The sequence below is a fragment of the Aquisalinus flavus genome, from assembly GCF_014640095.1.
Classification (GTDB): Bacteria; Pseudomonadota; Alphaproteobacteria; order Caulobacterales; family Parvularculaceae; genus Aquisalinus; species Aquisalinus flavus.
The window spans coordinates 1,164,408-1,187,065 of record NZ_BMGH01000001.1 but is presented as its reverse complement, the minus strand read 5'-3'; the positions used below and the strand labels follow the sequence as shown (position 1 = coordinate 1,187,065).

Below are 22,658 nucleotides of genomic sequence, written 5' to 3'. Positions count from 1 at the left end.
TTATAAAAATGAGCGATAAAAAACAAAACCTTCAGGATGTATTCCTAAACCAGCTTCGCAAGACAAAGACGCCGGTCACCATCTTTCTGGTCAACGGGGTCAAGCTGCAGGGCATTGTCACCTGGTTTGACAATTTCTGCGTTCTGCTGAAAAGAGACGGTCATGCGCAGCTTGTTTACAAGCATGCGATTTCAACCATTATGCCGTCTGCCCCCGTGAAGATGTTCGAGGACGACGAGCTCGAGACTGAGTAGACACCCCGTCACTTGACCAGAACCAGTACCATTGTCATCCATCCGGTCCTCAAAGAGACCGATTACCGCCTGCGTCAGCCTGAAGAGCTGCTGCAGGAAGCGGTCGGCCTTGCCGCGGCCATCTATCTCAATGTCGTGCACCAGGAGAAAGTCGTCATCAACCGGCCCAAGTCCGCCACGTTGTTCGGGCAGGGCAAGGTCGACGAAGTGATGGCCATGCGCGAGCGCTATGACCCGAAACCCGAACTGATCATCATCGACGCCGATCTGTCGCCGGTGCAGCACCGCAATCTCGAAAAGGCCTGGGATGCGAAGGTGCTGGACCGGACGGCGCTGATCCTCGAAATCTTCGGCGAGCGGGCCCAGACCAAGGAAGGCCGGTTGCAGGTTGACCTCGCGCACCTGACCTATCAGCGCTCGCGCCTCGTGCGGTCATGGACCCACCTCGAGCGCCAGCGCGGCGGCGCCGGGTTCCTCGGCGGTCCGGGCGAACGGCAGATCGAGAGCGATCGCCGCCAACTCGCCGACAAGATCGACAAGCTGAAAGAGCGGATCGAGGAAGTGCGCCGCACGCGCACCCTGCAGCGGGCCGGGCGCAAACGGGCGCCGCATCCGGTCGTCGCACTGGTCGGCTATACCAATGCCGGCAAATCAACGCTTTTCAACCGGCTGACCGACGCCCATGTGGTGGCGGAGGACCTGTTGTTTGCGACGCTCGACCCGACCATGCGGGCGGTCGACCTGCCGGGCGCGACGCGGGTCATCTTCTCCGATACGGTCGGCTTCATCTCCAACCTGCCGACCCAGCTTGTCGCGGCCTTCAGGGCAACTCTTGAGGAAGTACTTGAAGCGGATGTGATCCTGCATGTGCGTGATGCCCATCACAGGGAGACCGAGGCACAGCGGGCCGATGTTCTGACGGTTCTGCGCGAGCTCGGGATCGAGGGCGACAACACCGACCGGCTCGTGATCGAGGTCTGGAACAAGATCGACCTGATGGACAAGGCCCAGATGGACGAGACGCTGGAACTGAGCGCGGTGAAATCGACCAAGGCCCAAGGCACGCTGGCAAATCCGTTCATCGTACCGGTCTCGGCGCTGACAGGCACCGGCATGAATGCGCTCTATGCCGAGATCGACCGGGTGCTGACCCGCGATCACCATATCTATCACGCCGTGCTGGAGCCATCCGACGGCGCGGCCATTGCCTGGCTGCATGCCCATGGCGAGGTGATGGAGCAGGGTGAGTCAGGCGGCAAGGCCCTGATCGCAACGAAACTCTCGGAAAAAGCCGCGGGCCAGTTCATGAAGCAGTTTCGGTCGCAGCTGTTTTCAGAGGGCCGGGCCAGCTCACGAATACCGCCGGCAGCGCGTGGCGGATACGAGCCCTGACGTCAATCGCTGGCTTTGGCGCGCTGCCAATAGCCTTCAAGCTCATCGAGCGAGTGCTGGTCAAAGCCTCGCCCCGATGCGTCGACACTATCCTCAACCGCGGAAAAGCGCTGTGTGAACTTGGCATTTGCCCGGCGCAATGCCTTTTCAGGATCAACTTTAAGATGGCGGGACAAGTTAGCCAGCGTAAACAAGATATCGCCGAACTCATCCTCGATCGCATCAGCGCCCTTGTGGCTGCGCGCTTCGGTTAGTTCGCCGATTTCTTCCGATAGCTTGTCGAGCACCTGGCCGGCCTCAGGCCAGTCGAAGCCGACCCGGGCGGCACGCTTTTGCAGTTTCACGGCACGGACAAGGGCCGGCAGGCCGACCGGCACATCGTCGAGGATACGGGTCTTGTCCTGCCCTTTTTCGGCGCGCTCCGCCGCCTTGATGTCTTCCCATGCCTGCAGCACGCCGTCGGCATCGCGGCCCTCGGCAAGCTCGCTGCCGTCCTGCACGAAGACATGGGGGTGGCGGCGCACCATCTTGTCGCAAATCGACTGGATGACGTCGGCAAAGGTGAATTTGCCGTCTTCGAAAGCCATCTGGCTGTGGAAAACGACCTGCAACAGCAGATCGCCCAGTTCGTCCTGAAGGTCGCCAAGGTCGTCGCGCTCGATGGCGTCGACGACTTCATAGGCTTCCTCGATCGTATATTTTGCGATGGAGCGGTAATCCTGCTCCAGATCCCACGGACAGCCGCCCTCTGGATTGCGCAGATCGCGCATGATCCGGAGCAGGGCCGTGATGTCGCGACGGTCTGTCGGGGGCTGAAAACTCATCGGGGCGTCTCAAGGGTGGCTGCGTCAGCCACCCTTATGCCCGAGACTCGGCGCCGATTGCCAGATCAACTCCGTGTCTGGCCGGTCCCGCGCACGACATATTTGAACGTTGTCAGTTGCTCGACGCCGACCGGGCCACGGGCGTGAATGCGGCCCGTGGCGATGCCGATCTCGGCGCCCATGCCGAACTCGCCGCCATCGGCGAACTGGGTCGAGGCATTATGCATGACGATCGCACTGTCGACGCCCTGAATGAAGCGGTCGGCGGTCGCCTGGTCCTCGGTGATGATGCTTTCGGTATGACCTGAAGAATGGGCGGCTATGTGTTTGATGGCACCCTCGACACCGTCGACCACACCAACCGTGATGACAGGGGCAAGATATTCAGTCACCCAGTCTTCGGTTTCGGCCGGTGTGACCCGGTCATCGAGGGAGCGGGAGGCATCGTCACCGCGCAGGGCGCAGCCCGCTTCGGTGAGGGACGTGGTCAGGGCAGGCACGGCCTTCTCGGCAATGGCCTTGTCGATCAGCAGCTTTTCAGCCGCGCCGCAGACACCGGTACGGCGCATCTTGGCGTTGACGATAATCTTCGCGGCCTTTTCCAGGTCGGCGGCCTTGTCGACATAGACATGGACGAGGCCGTCGAGATGGCCGATGACCGGGATCCGCGCCTCATCCTGGACGCGGGCGACGAGGGATTTGCCGCCGCGCGGAATGATGACGTCGAGATTGCCGCCGAGGCCCGACAACATCGCGCCGACAGCGGCGCGGTCGGTCGTGTTGACATAGCTCACGGCAGCGGCGGGAAGGCCGGCCTCTTCCAGACCATCGGCAAGACAGCGATGCAGCGCGACGGAGGAGTTGATGCTTTCAGAGCCACCGCGCAGGATGACGGCGTTGCCCGATTTCAGACAGAGGGCACCGGCATCGACCGTGACGTTCGGGCGGCTTTCATAGACGACACCGATGACGCCGAGAGGCGTGCGCACCCGCTCTATTTTCAGGCCGTTCGGACGATCCCACCCAGCGATGACGTCGCCAACCGGGTCTTTCAACGCAGCGATCTGTTCGAGGCTGTCACGGATGCCGGCAAGGCGCTCGGGTGTCAATTCGAGCCGGTCCAGCATCGCGCCGGTCAGACCTTTATCCCTGGCGGCGGCCATGTCCTTGGCGTTGGCTTCGAGAATAGCGTCTTCGCGCTCGCCGATCAGGCGTGCGGCGGCCAGAATCGCTCTATTCTTGTTGTCGGTAGACGATTGGGACAGCACACCGAAAGCCTTGCGGGCCTCGGCACCCATTTCGTGCATCATCTCATCTACATTGTCTAACTCAGGCTTCTGTAACATCTTTTACCTCTTTTCTAATCATCAAACACGAGGTCCTGATAGTGGACCACGGCGGCGCGGCCCTTATAGCCGACGCGCTCTGCGATATCTGCGGTCTTGGCCCCGGCCAGCAATTGTATCTCTGACGCGCTGTAGCCGGTGAGGCCCTTGGCGATCTCGTCGCCCCTCAAATTGGCGATGCTGACCGCATCACCCTTCTCGAACTGCCCGTCAACGCGGCTGATGCCTGCGGCAAGCAAGTTGGCGCCGTCGCGAATGGCTTTTTCGGCGCCCTCGTCGATGTAGATAGTGCCCTTCGACTGAAAATGCGACCCGATCCAGATCCGGCGGGCAGATTCATCGGTTGCCTCGGCCTTGAACAGGGTGGCCTGGCCACCACCGAGCAGACGGGTGATCGGGCCGATATCTTCCTTGGTGCGCCCCTTGGCGATGATGGTCGAGACGCCCGCCTGCATCGCAATTTCAGCGGCGAGGATCTTGGTGCGCATGCCGCCAGTGCCGGCGCCCTTGCGGGCTGTGCCACCCGCCATGGCGCGGATATCGTCGCTGATTTCGGTGACGACGGGAATGAATTCCGCGTCCGGGTTCATGCGCGGATCGCCCGTATAAAGCCCGTCAATATCCGACAACAGGATCAACGCATCGGAATCCGACATCTGGGCCACGTAAGCGGCCAGCCGGTCATTGTCGCCGTAGCGGCCCTCCCGCGTGGTGATCGAATCGTTTTCGTTCACCACCGGTACGCTGCCCAGTTCGAGGAGGGTGTCGAGCGTGTCGCGCGCGTTGAGATAGCTGACGCGGTCGTCGGTCACATCAAGGGTTAGAAGAACCTGCGAAATCACTGTTTGATAACCGGCAAAGGCGTTTTCGTAGGCATTGATGATGTGTACCTGACCGGCGGCGGCGGCGGCATGTTTCTCATTCTTGTTCATCACCGAGCCGATACCGAGACGGCGGCGCCCGAGCGCGACCGCACCGGAGGAGACGATGATGACTTCCTTTCCGGATTTGCGCAGTAAGGCAATGTCCTTGACCAGATTATACAGCCAGCCGGCATGCAGGTTACCGTTTTCGTCAATCAGCAGGGCGGAGCCCACCTTGATGACGATCCGCTTGGCATTCTTGATCGTGTCAGCAGCTTGATTGCTCATAACTCTCTCTAATTCGTCCAGTTTGCCATTTTACCCTTGTGTCGGCCCGCCAATACAGCTAGTTTCTGCTAAATCCACAAGGAATTTTGACCGTTATGCAATACCGCAGGCCTTATCAGAGACGAAACGCGAAAGCTATCGCGATAGCCCGCAAAGCGGATGTCCGCGGGCGGTTTCTGTCTGTGCTTCTCGCCGGTGTTTCGGGCATTGGCCTCGTACTTCTTCTTAGGGGATGGGCGATGTAGACGATCCGCTGAAGGATGTCGACACCGCCCCGTTTCACCAGAAACGGGGTTTTTTTTAACGCAAATGGCAAGCAAAGCGACATTGAGTGAAAGATGGAACAGGTTCGGATTTTTGATACGACATTGAGGGACGGCGAACAGGCACCGGGGTTCTCCATGGACCTAGATCAAAAGGTGCGCATGGCAAAGGCGCTGCTCGAGCTCAAGGTCGATGTCATCGAGGCCGGATTTCCCGTCGCCTCGCCGGGCGATTTCGCGGCGGTGAAGGCAATCGCTACCGAGGCGGCTGACATGCATGACACGTTCATCTGCGGCCTCGCGCGGGCGAACGAGAAGGATATCAACGCCGTGGCCGAATCCATCGCGCCGGCTGCGAGAAAGCGCATCCACACTTTCATCGCGACGAGCCCCATCCACCGCGAACACAAGCTGCGTATGAGCAAGCAAGAGGTGCTCGAAAAGGCCGTCGCCGCTGTGCGGCAGGCAAAAGACATGGCCGATGAGGTCGAGTTCTCCGCCGAAGACGCGATCCGCACCGAGCGGGACTATCTGGTGCAGGTCTTCGGCGCAGCGATCGAGGCAGGAGCCACCACCATCAACGTGCCCGACACGGTCGGCTACACGACCCCGCAGGAGATCGAGGACCTGTTCCGCTATCTCATCGCCAACACGCCGGGCGCGGAGAAGGCTGTCTTCTCGGCCCATTGCCATGACGATCTGGGCATGGCGGTCGCCAATTCACTCGCTGCCGTGCGTGGCGGAGCGCGGCAGGTCGAATGTGCTCTGAACGGTATCGGCGAGCGCGCCGGCAATTGCGCACTGGAAGAGGTGGTGATGGCGATCAACACCCGCGCCGATTTTTTCCAGCTGACGACGCAAATCGACACGACGAAACTCTACAACGCCAGCCGCCTGCTGTCGCGCCTGACCGGGCAGGACGTGCCGCGCAACAAGGCGATTGTCGGTGACAACGCCTTTGCCCATGAAAGCGGCATCCACCAGGACGGGATGCTGAAGAACCTGCAGACCTATGAGATCATGCGGCCGGCCGATGTCGGCGCACCGACATCGCTGCTGGTGTTGGGCAAACATTCCGGTCGCAATGCGCTTGCCGACCGGGCGCGGGAACTCGGCCACAATCTGTCGGGCGAGCGGCTGAACGAGGTGTTCGAGGCGTTCAAGCAGCTCGCCGACTCCAAGAAGAACGTCACCAATGACGATCTGAAGTCGCTGATCCTCGGCCACGCCATGAATGCCAGCGGCCCGTGGCGCGTCGCCGGGCTGAAGACCGGGGCCGAGCGCGACGGCCATGCGACGGCCCATGTCACCCTGACCCACCAGAACGGCACCGTTCATACCCATGAGGCCCGGGGCAATGGCCCGCTCGATGCGGCATTCTCCTCGATCAAGGAAATTGTCGGTCTCGACGTGCATCTGGAGGATTTCTCGGTGAAATCCATCGGCACCGGCATCGACGCCCAGGGCTGGGCCGATGTGCACCTGCTCGACAACTCGTCGGAGAACGAGATGGTCGTTGGCGGTGAGGACAGTGTCGACCGGCGCCCGCGCATCCATGGCTCCGGCGTGCATACCGATATCGTGTTCGCCAGCGTCATCGCCTATCTTGACGCAATGAACAGGATTGTGCGTAACCGTGCGCAGCAATCCTGAAGATAATCGCGACAAGCTTGAAAGGCACTGACCCATGGCAATCCAGGAAGTCGACAAGATCTGGCACAATGGCAAACTCGTCCCATGGAAAGAGGCGACGACCCATGTGATGACCCACGCGCTGCTCTATGGAACCTGCGCCTTCGAGGGCATCCGCGCCTACAAGACCGACCACAAGGGCACCTGCATCTTCCGCAACAAGGCGCATATCGATCGGCTGTTCTATTCGGCGAAGGTCTATTACATCGATATTCCCTTCACCCGGCAGGAAATCCTCGACGCTGCGGCGGAGACGGTGCGCGCCAACGGGCTTGAGTCCGCCTATATCCGCATCAACGCCAATCTCGGCTATGGCGAGGTCGGCCCGTATTCGCTCGATTGCCCGACGGATGTGTCGATCGTAGCGTTCCCGTGGGGACGCTATCTCGGCGACGAGGCAATGGCCAAGGGCATCAAGGTCGGTGTCTCGTCCTGGCGGCGCTCGGCGCCGGGCACGATCCCGGCGGGCGTGAAGGCGGCCGGCAACTACCTGTCGTCGCGGCTCATCACCATCGAGGCGAAGAAGCGCGGCTATACCGAGGGTATAGGCCTGGCCCATGACGGCACTGTGTCCGAAGGCGCCGGCGAGAACCTGTTCGTCGTCAGGAACGGCCGGATCATAACCCCGCCCTTTGCAGCCTCGATCCTCGGCGGTATCACCCGCGACAGCGTGATCACGCTCGCCAGCAAGCTGGGTTATGAAGTCGTGGAACAAAATCTCCCGCGCGAGATGCTGTATGCGGCCGATGAAATCTTCCTGACCGGTACGGCAGCGGAAGTGACCAAGGTCGCCTCTGTCGACGATCACGAGGTGGGCGACGGACATTATCCGATTGCGGACAAGATTCAGAAGACCTTCTTCGGTCTCTTCACCGGGGAGACGGAAGATGAATGGGGCTGGCTGGAGCCCATCGAAAAGTAAGAAAAGTAGAGGAAGCAATGACAAGACGGATCGTGCGGATGGCCGGTGACGGCATCGGCCCTGAAATCATGACGGCGGCGGGCAGGGTGCTCGACGCGGCAGCGGAAAAATTCAGGCTCGATCTGTCTTTTCAGGATTGCCTTTTTGGCGGTGTGGCGGTCGACGAGACCGGCACACCGTTTCCGGCAGACACTGAATCGGCCTGCAAGGCTGCCGATGCCGTTCTGCTGGGGGCCGTTGGCGGGCCGCAATATGACAGCCTGCCGCCAGAGCAACGCCCCGAAAAGGGCCTGCTCGCCATGCGCAAGGCGCTGGGTGTCTATGCCAATATCCGCCCGGTACGGAATATTCCGGCACTTGCCGGACGGACGGCATTTCGCGATGGCCATCTCGATGGCGTCGATATCGTCGTCATTCGCGAGCTGACTGGCGGTATCTATTTCGGGGCCAAAGATCGCGGTGACGACTGGGCCACTGACGAGTGCCGGTACACGACGTCCGAGATCGAGCGTATCGTGCGGCGGGCAGGGGATATGGCCCGTCAGCGCAAAGGACGGGTGACATCCGTTGATAAGTCCAACGTGCTGATGACCTCCAAGCTGTGGCGCGAGGTGACGACACGCGTGATGGCTGAGGAATATCCTGACGTGACGCTCGATCACATGCTGGTCGATGCCATGGCGATGAAACTGATTTCCTCGCCGGCCGATTTCGATGTGATCGTTACCGAGAACATGTTCGGCGATATCCTGACCGACGAGGCCTCGATGCTCGTGGGCTCCATCGGCGTCTTGCCCTCCGCCTCGATGGGCGATGACGGGCCCGGCGTGTTCGAGCCGATCCATGGCTCAGCGCCGGATATTGCCGGGCAGGGCAAGGCCAACCCCATCGGCATGATTGCCTCCATTGCCATGATGCTGGAGACCGGGCTGGGCGAGCCGGAGACCGCTGCCGCGATCACAGCGGCCATTGATGCGGCGATCGAGGCGGGGGATGTCACCGGCGATCTCGGCGGCGCGCTGTCGACCGATGCAGCTGCCGATGCCATCGCGCGGAGAGTGTGATGACTGGCAAGACGCTCTATGACAAGATTTACGACGCACACATTGTTGCTGACAGGGGCGGTGCCGACGCGCTTCTCTATATCGATCGCCAGCTGGTGCACGAAGTGACCAGCCCGCAGGCGTTCGAGGGTTTGCGCCTTGCGGGGCGGCGGATGCGCCGTACCGATGCAACGCTCGCCATGCTCGATCACAACGTGCCGACGACGCCGCGCACGGAGCCGATCACTGATCCGATGTCGAAACAGCAGGTCGAGGCGCTGATGGCGAATGCGGAGGAGTTCGGCGTTCAGCTCTATGACATGCTCGATGTGCGCCAGGGTATCGTCCATGTGGTCGGACCGGAACAGGGGTTTACCCAGCCAGGCCTGACCATGGTGTGCGGCGACAGCCATACCTCGACCCATGGCGCCTTCGGCACGCTGGCCTTTGGTATCGGCACGTCGGAAGTAGAGCATGTGATGGCGACGCAGACGCTGGTCGTCAAGCGCGCCAGGAACATGCGCGTATTGGTCGAGGGCGACTTGCCGCCGGGTATCACGGCCAAGGACATGGCGTTGGCGATCATTGGCAGGGTCGGCACGGCTGGCGGCACGGGCTGCGTCATCGAATATGCCGGCGAGGCCGTCCGTTCCCTGAGCATGGAAGGGCGCATGACGCTATGCAATATGGCGATTGAATCGGGCGCCCGCGCAGGATTGGTCGCGCCGGACGAGAAAACATTCGACTATATCAAGGGCCGCCCCTTCGCGCCAAAAGGCGGCCAGTGGGATGTTGCCGTCGACCACTGGAAAACGCTCTATACGGACGAGGATGCCGAATTCGATATCGACATCACGATGAACGCCGCCGAAATCGAGCCGCAGGTGACCTGGGGCACCAGCCCGGAAGACGTGCTGCCGATCAGCGCCGTCGTGCCGGACCCTGCCAGTATCGAAGACAAGGCAAAGCAGGCGGCGGCGGAAAAATCGCTCGATTATATGGGCCTGCGTCCCGGCATGAAGATTGCCGATGTCAGTGTCGATCATGTCTTCATCGGGTCGTGCACCAATGCGCGGATCGAGGATTTGCGTGCCGCCGCCGAGGTGCTGCGCGGGCGGACGATCGCGCCGACGATCAAGCTGGCGATGGTCGTGCCGGGCTCGGGGCTCGTGCGCGATCAGGCCGAGGCAGAGGGCCTCGACGAGATATTCATCAATGCCGGGTTTGAATGGCGCGAACCGGGCTGTTCCATGTGCCTCGGCATGAACCCGGACAAGGTGCCGGCGCAAGGGCGCTGTGCCTCGACCTCAAACCGGAACTTCGTCGGACGGCAAGGACCGGGCGCGCGCACCCATCTCGTCTCTCCAGCCATGGCCGCCGCAGCTGCAATCACTGGACACTTTACCGACGTGCGCGATCTAATGGCGAAGGAGCCTGCCTGATGGAACCGTTCACGATACTGACGGCTGTCGCGACGCCGTTCTACCGCTCCAATGTCGATACGGATGTGATCATCCCGGCAGAACATCTGAAAACGATTTCCCGCACCGGCCTTGGCAAATATTGTTTCGAGACAGTGCGCTATGACGAGAACGGCAATTTGCGCAATTCATCGCCTTTCGACAGGCCGCCCTATGACAAGAGCAAGGTGCTGATTGCCGGACCGAATTTTGGCTGCGGCTCGTCGCGTGAACATGCCGTCTGGGCGCTGATGGATCTCGGCTATCGTTGCGTCATCGCGCCGGGCTTTGCCGATATCTTTTTCGGCAACGCGATCAAGAACGGCCTGTTGCTGATCACCCTGCCGGAAAGCGATATTCAGGAACTGCTGAAGAAAGCGACAGGCCGACAGTTCACCGTCGATCTGGAAGCACAGACAGTAGTGGCACCGGATGGCACGGTGACGGACTTCGAGATCGACGCATACCGCAAGGAGCGTCTCCTCGGCGGACTCGATGAGATCGCCCTGACGCTGCAGGATGCGGATGCCATCACAGCCTTCGAGGAGCGGGACAAGATGGCCCGCCCCTGGTTGTACGCGTAGAGCGCCAGGCGCCCTTTTACTCAGCAGACGCCGCTTCTGCCCGCTGGTTCAGGCCGAGGGCGTAGTCGATAACGTGGAAGATGTAGTTCTGCTCCACCGTGCCATCAAACAGATAGGCCTGCGGACCGCTGGCGTAGATTGTCACGTCCTGGCCGCCATGGGTCTCGGAATAGCTCGGGATGAGGGCCTGCTGCTGGTAATCGAGACCTTGAGCCTCCTCGTCGGATACGTCCGGACGCTCGAGATGGTCGTCTTCGTCATGGCCGATCAGAATGGAGCCCGGGCCATTGGCATAGCCGAGCGTCGTGTAAGGCTTGCCGTCACCAGCCGGATAGGGCTCGGTGGAGGGGGAGCCGTCATCCTCTGTAGAGACCACGACGCCGAGCATCGGATTGCCGCGTTTCGGATAGCCCGCGAAGGTCAGGGTGTGGCCATGGTCGGAAGTGACGATGACCAGCGTATCCTGCAGGTCGACCATTTCCAGAGCGGCGGCGACCGCCTCGTCAAAGGCAACAGTGTCGCTCAGGGCACGCGAAGCATTGCCGCCATGGTGGGCATGATCGACGCGGCCGCCTTCGACCATCAGGAAATATCCATCTTCGTCAGACGACAGGAGGTCGATGGCCTTTTCCGTCATCTCCGCGAGAGAGGGCTCGTCATCGGCGCTGCGGTCGGCATCATATTGCATGTGGGAGGGCTCGAAAAGGCCGAGGACCTTGCCGGACGCTGCCTCAAGGCCTGCCTTGTTCCAGACGAAAGTGCCGCCATTGGCCTCCCATTCCGCGGTCAGGTCGCGGCCGTCAGTGCGGCGGCCAGTGCGGTCTGCATATTCCGGGTCAGCCATTTCCTTCGGCATGAAATTGCTGCGACCGCCACCGAGCGCGACGTCGATACCGTCACCATAGGGGAAGGAGAGAAGCTGGCTCGCTATGTCAGGGCAGGCTTCTGCGCCTTCCGGCAGGTCGGCGTCGCTCTCCCAGTCGCGGCTGGCGGAGTGTGAATAAACGGTCGCGGGCGTCGCGTGGGTGAGGCGGGCGGTCGAGACGACGCCAACGGCCATGCCGGCCTGCTCGGCCAGTTCGCCCGCTGTCATCACCGGGTTGGCGAGCCCGCCTGCGCAATCACCGACCATGGCCTCGTCGCTGATGGAAATGACACCGGCCTTGGTCTTGACGCCGGTGAGCATGGCAGTGGCCGTGCCGGCACTGTCCGACACCTGCTGATTGGTGTTGTAGGTCTTTGACATCGCCACATGCGACAAGGTCTCAAAGGCGAGTACGTTTTCCTCGCCGGACATGCCTTTTTGCTGGCCGGCAAAGATGCGGGCAGCGGTTACCGTGGTCGTGTCCATGCCATCGGCAATGAACAGGATGACGTTCTTCGCCGGGCGATCGATCGGGCGTCTGGCAAGATTCTCTTTCAGCGTTTCCTGTCCGGCCTGGTACCATTCATTGTCGGCGACCCGCACCGGGATGGAAGTGACAGGTTTCGGGGCGGCCGGGGCCTCACGGGCCATCGTCGCGGCGGCTGGCGTGCCAGGGGCTGCGGTCTGCATCTGGGCGCAACCGGCGATGAGGGCGGTCAGGCAAACGGTGGTGATCAAGCGCATAAAAATTCTCCTTTGTGTGCCTGATATCCATGTTTTGTGACATTTCGTCAAAGGGCCGGCTTGCGCCAAGCCGGAAACAGGCAACAATGCTCGTAATAATAGAGCCGGGAGGGACGGCCATGAGAAGATTTGTCATAGCCGCGACTGTTTTGTCACTCGCGGGGTGCGGTGGGCCAAAGGACGATCAGCCGGCAGCGACAGCACCCCGGCTCGCAGATGTATCCGAATGGCTCTATGGCGGCGGATACGATCAGCAGAAATATGCGCCCTTCGAGGAGATCAACCGCGATACCGTCAGCCAGTTGCAGGTCGCCTGGACCTATGACACAGGCGAGGACGGACAGGCGGGGACGATGCATTCGACGCCGCTCGCTGTCGGCGGGATGATCTATGTCGCCGGACCGGAAGGGGGCATCCATGCGCTCGATCCTGTTACCGGTGAACCCAATTGGGTTTTCAAATTTCCGTATCCTGAGGAGACAAATACGTGGTTCAAGGGCGCGCCGCGCGGGCTGATGTACTGGAGCGATGGCGACATTTCCCGGGTGTTTGGTATCGCCGGGCGCTATGTGTTTTCGGTCGATGCGAAATCCGGTGAACTGGACGCGGCGTTCGGGCAGGGCGGGGCGATCAATCTTGCCGAAGGGCTGGGCCGCGACCCAGCCATGGTCGATGCGGAGCTGGGCACGCCGGGCGTCATCCATGGCAACACCATGGTTCTGGGCACGCGGATGGGCGAGCAATTGCCGACGGCGCCGGGTCATATCCGGGCGTATGATGTGCGCACTGGTGAGATGAAATGGATCTTCCATACGATCCCGCAGCCGGGCGAATATGGCTATGAGACGTGGCCGGAGGATGCGTGGATGTATGCCGGCGGTGTTAATAACTGGGCCGGCATGGCGCTGGATGAGGGGCGGGGTATTGTCTATCTCGGCACAGGTTCTGCTGCATCTGATTTCTATGGTGCGGACCGCCATGGCGACAATCTGTTTGCCAATTCTATCCTCGCGCTGGATATCGAGACCGGCAAGCGGATCTGGCACCGGCAGCTCGTGAAGCATGATTTGTGGGACCGGGATATTCCGGCACCGCCGACGCTCGCCACACTGACGATTGATGGCAGGACCGTCGATGCGCTGATCCAGATCACCAAGACCGGCCATATCTGGGTGCTGGATAGGGAGACTGGTGAGGCGCTGTTTCCGCTGGAGGAGGTAGCGGTACCGCCATCCAGCCTGCCGGGCGAACAGGTCGTCAGTCCTCAGATGGTGCCAGCATTGCCAAGGCCGTTTGCGCGACAGGATTTCGTTGTGACGGACCGGACGCCAGAGGCGCGCGCGGCCGTCGAAGCGCAAATTGCCGGGTTCGATGCGCATCATCCGTTCAGCCCGCCGAGCCTTGCCGGGCAGGCGATCTTTCCGGGCATGGATGGCGGCGGTGAATGGGGCGGCGGCGCGTTCGATCCGGAGACGGGCTATTTCTATGTCAATGCCAATGAGGTGCCGTGGATCCTGAAGATGAAGGAGAACCCTGATCGCGCAGAGCTGGGCCGGGCGTCGGACTTGTACGGCGCGATGTGCGCGACCTGCCATGGCATGGACAAGGCCAGGACGGGGGAGTTTCCGTCGCTGGAGGGCCTCGATGCGCGTTACGCGCTGGCGGACGTCGAGGAGATCATTTCCAGCGGCTATGGCCGGATGCCGGGCTTTGCCGCCGCGCTGGAGCCTGTTGCGATTTCGGCGCTGGCCGCGCATGTGCTGACCGGCGAGGACGCGCCAATCCACAGCGACATGGTCCGTGACCAACCCTTCGATACGCGCTTTGTCATCGACGGGTACAACAAGCTGCTCGACCCGGATGGCTATCCGGCCAATGCGCCGCCATGGGGCACGCTGACGGCGATCGACCTGTCGACTGGCGAGCATGTCTGGCGCAAGCCGCTGGGCCAGTATCCGGAGCTTGCCGCTGACGGCATGGGCGATACCGGCAGCGAGAATTATGGCGGACCGGTCGTGACAGCTGGCGGGCTGGTCTTCATCGGCGCAACGGTCAAGGACAGGAGATTCAGGGCGTTCGACAAGATGACCGGTGAGTTGCTGTGGTCGCATAAGCTGCCGCAGAGCGGCGTCGGCACACCAGCGGTCTATGAAGCCGATGGCCGCCAGTTCGTAGTCACGCCGGCCGGTGGCGCACGACGCGGCGAGCGCGGCGCGAGCTATGTCGCTTTTGCCTTGCCCGAGCGTGCGGAAGAGGCTGCGCAATAAGCGCCAGATGGTCTGAGATAGCTTGGAATTGGCCTGATCCGTTTCGCGCACAATTTATATTGTCGAAAATTGTTTGTAGCGGTTCAGACCGGTAGCGGGTAGTGCTGCCGGGCCCGCTATTCCTGCAGAGTCAACAACATGCCGTCATAGGCTGGTTCCACATGCTCCGGCAGCTCATTGCACAGTGCGCCGTAGTCCATGTCGAGATGCATGTTGGTCAGCACGCCGCGACGCGCTTTGACACGTGCCAGCCAGTCCAGCGATTGTTCCAGATGCGAATGACTCGGATGCGGCTTTCTTTGCAGCGCATCGACGATCCACAGGCCGACCCGGTCGAGCAGCTCGAAGGTTTCGTCCGGCAGCGCGTTCGTGTCGCTCGAATATGCGATGCCACGCCCGTCGAGATTTGACAGGTCGAGATCGTGCTCGCCAAACAGAAAGCCCAGGGAGTCGATCCGGCCGTGATGCTGCAGGAACGGTACCACGGCAATGCTGCCCGATGGTCCGTTAACGATTGCGCGCTCGCCGCAGGCCGGCATGTCGATGAGCTCGAGGATTGGCGGATAGCTGCTGCCGGGCTTCTGGTGAAAGCAATAGCGAAAGCGATCGACGATCTCGGGCGACAGAGACTGATCGATATAGGTTGGCACGCGCTGGCGCATGGACAGCGCCATGGCCCGCAGATCGTCGATGCCGTGAGATTGGTCGGCATGATCATGGGTGAAAAAGACCGCATCGAGCCGCGCGGCCTGCGCCATTAACAATTGCCGGGCCAGATCCGGTGAGGTGTCGACCAGCACGGTCGTTAACATTTCAGGCTCGGACCAGCCGGCTTCCGGGTGTTCTTTCTGCACCAGTATCGAGCAGCGCATGCGGCGGTTCTTCGGCTCTGACGGATCGAGTTGACCCCACTGCCCCTTGCCACCCGGGCCGCCGGGACGTGGAATGCCGCCGGACGAGCCGCAGCCGAGAATGATGGCACGCAGGGTCAAACCCCCTGCTCCTTCCCGGCCTTTGAAAACAGACGGAAAAAATTGTCCGTGGTTACCCTGGCGATTTCTTCCGTATCAACACCTTTTATCTCGGCGAGCTTTTCGGCGATATGCGGCACAAAGGCAGGCTCGTTACGCTGACCGCGATGCGGGACCGGTGCGAGATATGGACAGTCCGTTTCGATCAGTAGCCGATCCATCGGCACCATCTCGGCAATGGCGCGGACATCGTCGGCTTTCTTGAAGGTGATTATGCCCGAGAAAGAGACATAGCCGCCAAGCGCCAGCGCGCGCTCAGCCAGGTCCGGGCCGCTGGTGTAGCAATGCATGAGCGGGACAAACGGCTTGGCCGAATGCTCGCCGCTGATGATGTCGCCGGTCACGTCATCGGCGTCGCGGGTGTGAATAATCAGTGGCAGACCTGTTTCCTGCGCCGCGTGGACATGGGCGCGAAACACCGGCTCCTGTGCGTCGCGGTCGGAATATTCGTAATAGAAATCCATGCCGCACTCGCCGATGCCGACGGCCCGTGGATGCTGTGCCAGCTCGATCAACCGTTCGGCAGTCAGGTCTGCATAATCCTTGGCATGATGCGGATGGACGCCGACGGAGTGCCAGATATTGGCGTGGGAATCGGAAATTTCAGTTATGGCCGGCAAGGAATCGAGACGGTCTGAAATCGTCAGCATGTGACTTACCCTTGCCTCGGCGGCTCGGGCCAGAACGTCGGCAAGATCGTCCTCGTATCTCTCGCCATGCAAATTGACGTGGCTGTCGACGAACATGCCTCAGTCCCCTTTCAGCTGTTTCTTCATGATCGCGCCCATACCGAGAACTATCTGTGTACGGTTCGTATTCAGTGCCTCGGAGCGTGCAATCAGGTTGGAAATTTCTTCCCATGCCGCCGCAATGCTGCCCGGCGACCGCCCCTGGAAAACGGCCAACTGTGGCCGCAATGGCTCACCGGTGGCGATCGCGGTCGCCGCGGTCGAGAGCTGGCGCAACAGAATTGCCTTGAAGCTCTCCCACATCGGCTCGGCCGATTTCAGGGCCATGCGATCAGCAAGAGCCGCGAGGCCGCGCCCGTCAAGCGCGCCCTTGATGAAACTCTCCGCCGCGGCGAGGGCATCCGCCCCCTCGCCTGCGGCCAGCTGCAGCGCAAAGCCGGGCCGCCCGGCGGCGGCGGTCGCAAGAGCGAGGGCCTTGTCGCCGGTGGCTGTACCCTCCGCTTCCAGAAATGCGGCGACGTCGTGGTCGTCCAATGGTTTGAGTGTCAGTACACGACAGCGGGAGCGGATGGTCGGCAGCAACCGGCCGGGGGCGCTGGTCAACAGGATAACGAGCGCCTTTGCCGGCGGCTCTTCCAGCACCTTCAGCAGCGCGTTGGCGGCGTTGCGGTTAAGATCGTCGGCGCTGTCGATAATGGCGACACGATAGCCGCTGCCGGAGGTGCGGCCCATGAAGGAAATCAACTGGCGGATCGTATCGACGGTGATCTCGCCTGCGAGCCGGTCTTTCTTGTCGTCCCATTGCCGTTCGGCGATGAACAGATCGGGGTGGGCCTTCTGGCCGACCAGATGCGCCGACTTGCTCTGGGCTGTCGCAAGATATTCCCCGTTACTGAGGCTTTGGCGGTCCAGAAAGGCGCGGGCCAGCCGATAGGCCAGCGTCGCCTTGCCGACATTCTGCGGGCCTGCGAGCATCCAGCCATTCGACAGCGCCCCCTCGTCCAGCAGCTGGCGCAGGCGCGCCTCGGCGGCCTGGTGCCCGGCAAGGGTCTGGCGCTGTTCCGGTGGCGGATAGGGATGCTCGTCTGGTTCTGCCATGGCGCTGATCTAACCGGGAATACCGCGTGATTGCAAAGCCTTGTGCAGAGCGAGTGTGACACTATCGATGGGCAGCGCCGCATCTATCAGGATGCAGCGGTCCGGCTCATCAGTCGCGATCTGTCTGAAAACGTCGCGGACAGCCGCGTGGTATTCGGGGCCCTTGCGCTCGAACCGGTCCTCGCTCGCCTGCCCGCCCTCCCCATGCCCGGAATTGTCATGCCCGGCATTGCGCTTGCCGGCGCGGCCAAGACCGATGGCTGGGTCGAGATCGAACAGGAAAGTCACATCCGGCACCGTCTCGCCGACGACGCTGCGCTCGATCGCGAGAATGTCGGCCATGGGCAGCTTGCCGCCACCACCCTGATAGGCGCGCGTGGAGTCCATGAACCGGTCGCAGAGGACGATCTTGCCTTCCGCCAACGCCGGGCGGATCAGGCGTTCCAAATGGTCAGATCGGGCGGCATTCATGATCAGGCATTCCGATACCGGCGACCATGCAGCAGTGTCGCCTGAAACGAGGAGATTGCGGAGGGTCTCGGCATTGTCAGTACCGCCCGGCTCCCGTGTCGCGACCACCTCGTGACCGGCCTGTTCCAGCCACTCTTTCAGGCGCTGGATCTGCGTGCTTTTGCCGGAGCCCTCCAAGCCGTCAAATGTGATGAAAAGCCCGGCCATCAGGACGGCTCGTTCTCGCGGGCGCTTGGCGGCGTGAAAAGGGCCTTCAGGCCGATCCCCATCTTGCCGGCAATGCCGATGCCATCGACGCGCTCTGCCGTGTAAAGAGGGTATTCCCTTGGCGGCTCGCCGGGAATCTCAAGCCGCAACAGACCGACCTGCGTTTCCGCGCGAACCGGCGCCTTGACCGGCCCTTCGTAAAGCAGTGTCGCCTCGGCGCCCTGGAGGATGCGGTTGTGACGGGTGAAGACGACATTATTCTTGATCTTGAGCGGAACGGTTTCCTGCTTGCCAAGAAAGACATCAGCCTCGCCGACGATATCTCCGCTGGTGAAGTATCGACGGGTCGTGAACTCCGAAAAGGCAAGCCCCATCACGCGGCGGCTTTCGCGGGTGCGCATGGCGTCACTTTCCAGCCCGTGCAGCACTACGATACGACGTACGCCGTCCCGGATGGCTGAACCAGCGACGCCATAACCGGATTCATCCGTATGCCCTGTCTTCAGTCCGTCTGCCCCGGCGAAGGCACCGACAAGCGGGTTGCGGTTCGATTGGGTTATATTGGACCACGTGAATTCCGGAAGGTCGAAGATCGTGTCGTAATATTCCGGATAGTCCCGTATAATCTTCGCCGACAGCCTGGCGAGATCGGACATGCTCATAAGCTGATCGGGGTCAGGCAGGCCGGACGGGTTGGCAAAGGTCGATTGGGTCAGACCCCATTCTTCAGCCTTAGCATTCATGATGTCGGCAAAGGCTTCGACACTGCCAAGTTCGCTTTCGCGCGTGACATTGCCCATGACCGGCGAGGATATGTTCTCCGCGACGACAACGCAGGCGTCGTTGCCGGACAGCACGATGATCCCCTTCAACAGGTCAATGACCGGAATGGTGGTATCGACGAGAACGAACATTTTCGAGCCGCCCGTCTGCCAGGCCTTCCGGCTTACATAAAAGGGTGTGTCCGGAGAGAGTTCGCCCTTTTCAAGCATGTCCATCAGGATCGCCACCGTCATCAGCTTGCTCATGGATGCAGGGGGCACGGGGGTCTGCGCGTTTTTCTCGAACAACACCGTCCCGGTTTCGTAATCCATGATAATCGCCTGCTGGGCAGAGGTCGTCAAATATTGCTCCTGCTGGGCAGCCGCGCCGCCCGCAATTGTCAGAAACGCAATGATGCCGAGCAGCGCTGCTCTTGCAAACGCAACCATAGTCCGTCCGGATTTCGCTTAAATGTTGTCGGTCGGCAAAACTATAGGGTGCTTGTCATGGCGCCACAATACGCGCATCGCCAAAACCGCTGTGCCGGGCGACTTTCAGCGCCGTTTCCGCGTCCGACTGGCTGAGATAGGGCCCGAGGCGCACCAGTGTCAGCGGCATGCCGGTGGAGGTGACAATGTCTTCACGATGGACGGGAATGGTCCTGCCAAAGCGGGACGCGGCCTGCTCTGCATTGTGGCGCGAGGAAAATGCGCCGATTTGGACGACCCACACATCACTTGCCGGATCGCCACCGACGACGTCCAGAACCTCGTTGAAGTCGGGCAGGCTGACAGGTTCCTCTTCGAAGTAACTGCCTGATCCGCTGACGACTTCCTCCCTCACCTGGCGCTCGGTAGCGCGGACGGAGGTGCGCACGGCCTCAAGGGCTTCGCTGTCGATCTGGCCGGCATTGCTGATCGCTTCGGTCGACTTGATCTCGGGACCGCTGGCAATGCGGGTGTGAACCGTGTCGAGATCATTCGCGGCAGTGAGGACAGCCTCCGTCGGCATGGCATAGGTGCCGTCGGCGTAGGATTCGGGCTGGCCGAGAGCGGTAATGGCCTGATCGAGACTGGCCGGGCCGAGATAGCGCACCCTTACTTCGGCCAACCCGTCATCCTTGAAGCCCAACGCAATCGCTGCCTCTCGTGACATGTCGATGAGACGTCCATGGGCGAAAGGCCCGCGATCATTCAGGCGGACATTGATGGTATTACCATTCTTGACGTTGGTGACCTGCACGATCGACGGCAACGGCAGCGTGGGATGCGCCGCGGTGAGCCGGTTCATGTCAAAGATCTCGCCATTGGCGGTCTTGCGCCCGTGAAATTTCGGTCCGTACCAAGAGGCGATGCCGGTGCGGTCATAGCCGGGGTCTTCCGACGGATAATACCAGATGCCGGCGACCTTGTAGGGATTGCCGATCTTCTTGTGCGGGTTTGCCTGGGCGGCGGGCGGCACCACGATGCTGCCCGGCGCATCCTTTTTCTTCCCGCCTGCGCAGGCGGCCAGGGCCAGGATGATAATGGCCATGGACAGGATCCTGAGGAAATTTGAAACCGAAACGGCCTTCGCGATCATGGCAAACACCCCTGCAAGCTCTTCATTGTCGTATCAGCGGCAAGATCGGGCAAGGGCATTACTGAAGTATTAACCATGGCTGCCGCAAGGCTCACAAAGCAGTTGAACAGCGCGCGCGCCCGGTGTTAGACAGGCCGGACTTTCGGGGGTTGGCGTGCAGCCTTGCCCCTGCCCCGGATGGGTGGCTGAGTGGTCGAAAGCGGCGGTCTTGAAAACCGTTGAGCGTTCACGCGTTCCGTGGGTTCGAATCCCACCCCATCCGCCACTCGCCCGCTCTTGCTGGCAAAACGGTCGTGTTGACAAGTCGCCGCTGTCGGCTACCAACAAATGCCGGAGGCTCGCACAATGCATCTGACGCACATGATCATCGACGATTTCCTGCCCGACCCGCACGGGATGCGAGAACAGGCGCTGTCGATGCAATTCCCGGCACGTCCTGAAGGCGCCTATTACCCCGGGCGCAATGCCGGCGCGAGACTGCCCTTGCAGGGCATCGAGCGGCTGATCAGCGACATCACTCATGAGCCGCTGGCCCCAGCGCAGCATTATTCCCACGCCGTGCCGCGCATCGCTCTGGGGGGAGACGATGGCAAGGTCAGTGTCCACGCCGATTTCTGTCACTGGTCGATGATTCTTTACCTGACCCTCGATGAACATTGTCAGGACGGAACCCATTTCTTCCGCCACAGGAAGACCGGCTGGGAACGCGCGCCGGTTTTCCCCGGAGAGGCCGAGCGTGCCGGGTTCGCCTCACCCGATGAAGCGATGAAGTCGGTGCTCGCCCAATCCGGCGATCGGACCGGCTGGGACGAGATCATGATGATACCGATGAAATTCAATCGGGCGGTCCTGTTCAGGGGCTATATGTGGCACGATGCCGGCAAGTCCTTCGGTACGACGCCGGAAAACGGCCGGTTGATCGTGCCGCTGTTCTTCGAGAACACGCAGACCGGATAGGTCCGCTGGTCGCCGCGATGGCTGCAACGTGATCTGCTTTCCCTAGCGACCAGATTGGCAATCCCGCACACTGTCCCCGGCGCAGGATGGTCCTCTGTCGAGGACGATCAAAAATCGTAGGATTGGTTGAGGCGCTGCATGAACATCGGTGTGGAAGACGGCGTCATCGATATCTGCCAGCTATTGCTCCGGCCGGCCGTGGCGGTGAAGGATTCAAGGTTGATGGCATAACCGTCGATCTCGATACGGGCGCGCAGATTGGCTGTATTCCCGCTACCCGGCACGCTGGTCATGATGGTCAATCTGTCGTTAGTCGGCGACTTTCGGACGATCGCGCCGGAATTCAGGAAAACGTTGTATGTCTGCCCGTTATCGTCGTTGCGCAGCTTGCCGCGCATCGTGCCACGACGGATCATGACATCCGGTTCTTCCTTGAGCCCGTTAGGCAGCATGATTTCCATCGTCAGGTTGAAGCTTGTGGCTTCGCTGGACTGGAGCGCAACGGCAAGAGGGCGTGACCGGACGGCGGGGGTGGATCCCGACGAAAGCACGGCTTCCTGAAACAGGCTGTCTCTCATGGCGGAGCCTTCAAGGTCCCCGACATACCCTGCAAACCGGGCCTGGACCCCTGCCGATGCTTCGCTCTCGTTTATGATGGTAGGCATGTCCGGCGCGTCGAGCGGCCGTCCGATATCGGACGGCGCCACCGTCATCACGGCTGCAAGGACGCCGAAGCCCTGGGCAAAAGCGCCCTGGAGGGTCACCGGCTGGAAGTAATAGACCGCCCCTGCGCCAATCGCCATGAGGATGAGAATGACCACGTAGAGCGGCAGTGAGCCAATCCCGATCATCACGGAAACATAGGAAAACCAGCGGCTCACGGTGAACAGAGCGGACCCACCGTCACTTTGCTGCATGTCGGCCATGATTGCGAAGACAATGCCAAGGGCACCGGCGAGACCAAATCCGATCATGTCCGCGAAATTGTATTCACCGGGTAGTTTGCGGACACCCTTGCGTTCGCCGTAACTCATGATTCACTCCCAAGAGAACCC

The 22,658-nt window shown here is 61.2% G+C and carries 20 protein-coding genes and 1 tRNA gene; 10 read left to right on the top strand and 11 right to left on the bottom strand.

From position 1 onward, the window contains the following. Positions 1-8: 8 nt before the first annotated feature. Both hfq and hflX read left to right on the top strand, forming a co-directional pair. Complete coding sequence (gene hfq, locus IEV88_RS05435) at positions 9-254, top strand: RNA chaperone Hfq (RefSeq protein ID WP_155138788.1); 246 nt, start codon at positions 9-11, stop codon at positions 252-254. A 12-nt stretch (positions 255-266) separates the two neighbouring features. After that, on the top strand, positions 267-1,646 hold the full coding sequence (gene hflX, locus IEV88_RS05430) for a GTPase HflX (protein ID WP_188160236.1): 1,380 nt from the start codon (positions 267-269) through the stop codon (positions 1,644-1,646). A gap of 2 nt (positions 1,647-1,648) precedes the next feature. Here the strand turns inward: hflX and mazG are convergent, their stop codons facing one another. The 3 genes from mazG to proB form a co-directional block, all read right to left on the bottom strand. Then, positions 1,649-2,470 carry a nucleoside triphosphate pyrophosphohydrolase gene (mazG, locus tag IEV88_RS05425; RefSeq protein ID WP_188160235.1) on the bottom strand — a complete coding sequence of 274 codons (822 nt, stop codon included), beginning with the start codon at positions 2,468-2,470 and terminating at the stop codon, positions 1,649-1,651. Between the two features lie 65 nt (positions 2,471-2,535). Beyond that, entirely contained in the window at positions 2,536-3,816 is a 1,281-nt protein-coding gene (locus IEV88_RS05420) for a glutamate-5-semialdehyde dehydrogenase (protein WP_229731412.1), read from the bottom strand. Between the two features lie 14 nt (positions 3,817-3,830). After that, entirely contained in the window at positions 3,831-4,967 is a 1,137-nt protein-coding gene (proB, locus tag IEV88_RS05415; RefSeq protein ID WP_188160234.1) for a glutamate 5-kinase, read from the bottom strand. A 338-nt stretch (positions 4,968-5,305) separates the two neighbouring features. Here proB and IEV88_RS05410 point away from each other — a divergent pair, with 338 nt between their 5' ends. From IEV88_RS05410 to leuD, 5 genes are read left to right on the top strand one after another with little or no spacing between them, the layout of a single operon-like run. Further along, entirely contained in the window at positions 5,306-6,883 is a 1,578-nt protein-coding gene (locus tag IEV88_RS05410; protein WP_188160233.1) for a 2-isopropylmalate synthase, read from the top strand. Positions 6,884-6,917: 34 nt separating this feature from the next. After that, positions 6,918-7,844 (top strand): branched-chain amino acid transaminase, encoded by a 927-nt coding sequence (locus tag IEV88_RS05405; protein WP_188160232.1) that lies wholly within the window; start codon positions 6,918-6,920, stop codon positions 7,842-7,844. A gap of 17 nt (positions 7,845-7,861) precedes the next feature. Beyond that, positions 7,862-8,908, top strand: coding sequence for a 3-isopropylmalate dehydrogenase (gene leuB / locus IEV88_RS05400; protein WP_188160231.1), 1,047 nt, complete (start codon positions 7,862-7,864; stop codon positions 8,906-8,908). Next, positions 8,905-10,329, top strand: a complete 1,425-nt coding sequence (leuC, locus tag IEV88_RS05395) for a 3-isopropylmalate dehydratase large subunit (RefSeq protein ID WP_188160230.1) — start codon at positions 8,905-8,907, stop codon at positions 10,327-10,329. The genes leuB and leuC overlap by 4 nt, the downstream gene beginning before the upstream one ends. Further along, positions 10,329-10,931 (top strand): 3-isopropylmalate dehydratase small subunit, encoded by a 603-nt coding sequence (gene leuD, locus IEV88_RS05390; protein WP_188160229.1) that lies wholly within the window; start codon positions 10,329-10,331, stop codon positions 10,929-10,931. The genes leuC and leuD overlap by 1 nt, the downstream gene beginning before the upstream one ends. Before the next feature lie 16 nt (positions 10,932-10,947). On the opposite strand, the gene IEV88_RS05385 is transcribed toward leuD, so the two are convergent. Continuing rightward, a complete protein-coding gene (locus IEV88_RS05385) occupies positions 10,948-12,540 on the bottom strand; it encodes an alkaline phosphatase family protein (RefSeq protein ID WP_188160228.1) in 1,593 nt (530 codons plus the stop codon). 119 nt (positions 12,541-12,659) lie between these two features. Between IEV88_RS05385 and IEV88_RS05380 the strand changes: the two genes are divergently transcribed. Further along, positions 12,660-14,807, top strand: a complete 2,148-nt coding sequence (locus tag IEV88_RS05380; protein WP_188160227.1) for an outer membrane protein assembly factor BamB family protein — start codon at positions 12,660-12,662, stop codon at positions 14,805-14,807. Between the two features lie 116 nt (positions 14,808-14,923). Here the strand turns inward: IEV88_RS05380 and IEV88_RS05375 are convergent, their stop codons facing one another. From IEV88_RS05375 to IEV88_RS05350, 6 genes are read right to left on the bottom strand one after another with little or no spacing between them, the layout of a single operon-like run. Beyond that, positions 14,924-15,799, bottom strand: coding sequence for an MBL fold metallo-hydrolase (locus tag IEV88_RS05375; RefSeq protein ID WP_188160226.1), 876 nt, complete (start codon positions 15,797-15,799; stop codon positions 14,924-14,926). Next, the gene (locus tag IEV88_RS05370; RefSeq protein ID WP_188160225.1) at positions 15,796-16,584 is read right to left on the bottom strand and encodes a TatD family hydrolase; all 789 of its coding nucleotides are present in this window, start codon (positions 16,582-16,584) and stop codon (positions 15,796-15,798) included. Before IEV88_RS05370 ends, IEV88_RS05375 begins: the two co-directional genes overlap by 4 nt. A 3-nt stretch (positions 16,585-16,587) precedes the next feature. Further along, positions 16,588-17,625, bottom strand: coding sequence for a DNA polymerase III subunit delta' (locus IEV88_RS05365; RefSeq protein ID WP_188160224.1), 1,038 nt, complete (start codon positions 17,623-17,625; stop codon positions 16,588-16,590). Positions 17,626-17,634: 9 nt separating this feature from the next. Further along, positions 17,635-18,306 carry a dTMP kinase gene (gene tmk / locus IEV88_RS05360; RefSeq protein ID WP_188160556.1) on the bottom strand — a complete coding sequence of 224 codons (672 nt, stop codon included), beginning with the start codon at positions 18,304-18,306 and terminating at the stop codon, positions 17,635-17,637. Further along, entirely contained in the window at positions 18,303-19,514 is a 1,212-nt protein-coding gene (locus IEV88_RS05355; protein WP_188160223.1) for a D-alanyl-D-alanine carboxypeptidase family protein, read from the bottom strand. The genes tmk and IEV88_RS05355 overlap by 4 nt, the downstream gene beginning before the upstream one ends. Positions 19,515-19,569: 55 nt before the next feature. Next, positions 19,570-20,598 (bottom strand): septal ring lytic transglycosylase RlpA family protein, encoded by a 1,029-nt coding sequence (locus tag IEV88_RS05350; RefSeq protein ID WP_188160222.1) that lies wholly within the window; start codon positions 20,596-20,598, stop codon positions 19,570-19,572. Positions 20,599-20,821: 223 nt separating this feature from the next. Between IEV88_RS05350 and IEV88_RS05345 the strand changes: the two genes are divergently transcribed. Further along, a tRNA-Ser gene (locus IEV88_RS05345) sits at positions 20,822-20,911 on the top strand. An 80-nt stretch (positions 20,912-20,991) separates the two neighbouring features. Continuing rightward, positions 20,992-21,603 carry a DUF6445 family protein gene (locus IEV88_RS05340; RefSeq protein ID WP_188160221.1) on the top strand — a complete coding sequence of 204 codons (612 nt, stop codon included), beginning with the start codon at positions 20,992-20,994 and terminating at the stop codon, positions 21,601-21,603. 107 nt (positions 21,604-21,710) lie between these two features. Here the strand turns inward: IEV88_RS05340 and IEV88_RS05335 are convergent, their stop codons facing one another. Continuing rightward, the gene (locus IEV88_RS05335) at positions 21,711-22,637 is read right to left on the bottom strand and encodes a hypothetical protein (protein ID WP_188160220.1); all 927 of its coding nucleotides are present in this window, start codon (positions 22,635-22,637) and stop codon (positions 21,711-21,713) included. Positions 22,638-22,658 lie beyond the last annotated feature (21 nt).